The organism is Corynebacterium phocae, assembly GCF_008693075.1.
Lineage (GTDB): Bacteria > Actinomycetota > Actinomycetes > Mycobacteriales > Mycobacteriaceae > Corynebacterium > Corynebacterium phocae.
On sequence record NZ_VXKJ01000015.1, the window covers coordinates 1 to 796 of the forward strand.

Below are 796 nucleotides of genomic sequence, written 5' to 3' on the forward strand. Positions count from 1 at the left end.
CACCACGGCCGCGGCCATGGAATATTGCACGGAGATGACGGTAGCAATGGCACCGCCTAGCAGGAACCCGGGGACCTCGCCGCCTAGTGCGATGGTGCGTTCGGTGGCCACGATATCGCCCACCATGGAATCTGGTGAGCTTTGCTGCTTGGCGGTATTAAACAGCACGATGCACAGTACCATGCACAGCCCAAAGGCAAAATCGGGCACCGCTGGTGTGGGCTGGGATATTGGGGCCGGTAAACTTGAGCGTGTGCCATAGTAGATCTTGAATACAAGGAGAATGGTGCTTCGGAGAAGTTTAAAAAGCACACCTCGGAGCAGATTGCCCGGCGTCTGGAGAAGGCAGCCAACCTTTCCGAAACAGGAAAGACTAACGCAGAAATCTGGAAGTGAGCTTCAGTTCTCGGAGGCAACGGTGAGCCGCTGGCGTGGGGATACAGCACCATGTCGCGTGCCGCAGTGCGGGAGCTTAAAGCGTACAGGATGAGAAAACGTCCGCCTCAAGCGGCTGCTTGGGGAAGCAGAATTGGCAAAGGCTGCGTAGAAGGATCTCGCTGAGGGAAAATTCTAAGCCCAGCACGCCGTGGCGGGGAATCATCCTCTTTTCCGCCACGGATTGGCCGGGGTGCCCCTTGGCGTGCGTTTACTGCCATCACCCCACCCTGCAGCCGCTTGAGGCCGGCAAGTATGACTTTTGTATGTGGTCTCCTAGAAGTGATCCAGATTGGCGCGAAAATTGATCCACTTGGTGGATCAGTTTTTGGGCTGGTTTGGCTGCGGTGTGCTGGTTGCT

The 796-nt window shown here is 56.7% G+C and carries 1 pseudogene; it reads right to left on the reverse strand.

The features are described 5' to 3' along the window. Window positions 1-210, reverse strand: a pseudogene (locus F4V58_RS01030) (MFS transporter); the annotation flags it as partial. Window positions 211-796 lie beyond the last annotated feature (586 nt).